The 316-nt window shown below is 69.3% G+C and carries 1 protein-coding gene; it reads right to left on the reverse strand.

What is annotated here, in order from left to right; translation table 11 throughout:
* Window positions 1-135 precede the first annotated feature (135 nt).
* Window positions 136-316 (reverse strand): aminotransferase class V-fold PLP-dependent enzyme (locus N865_RS21390; RefSeq protein WP_034810306.1); only part of this gene is annotated, 181 nt, incomplete at its 5' end.

Genomic DNA, 316 nt, shown 5'->3' on the forward strand with positions numbered 1-316 from the left:
GCAGGATGATTTCGGTCAGGCGCAACATGAGGCAGGGGAACCGTGTCAGGGTTCAAGGGCTCGTAAAACGCGTATTAGAACACGCGCGCGGCCCCGTCCCGCGCCCCATGCCGCGCCGTCCGGGCGGGTCCGCGCTCAGCCGCCGCGGCGGACCGACGCCAGCCGTTGCACCACGTCCAGCAGGCGGTCGATCTCCTCGTAGGTGTTGTAGAACGCCAGCGACGGCCGCACCGTGGTTTCCACCCCGAAGCGGCGCAGGATCGGCTGGGCGCAATGGTGCCCGGTGCGCACCGCGATGCCCTCTTCGTTCAGCGCC

It is taken from the genome of Intrasporangium oryzae NRRL B-24470 (assembly GCF_000576595.1).
Lineage (GTDB): Bacteria > Actinomycetota > Actinomycetes > Actinomycetales > Dermatophilaceae > Intrasporangium_C > Intrasporangium_C oryzae.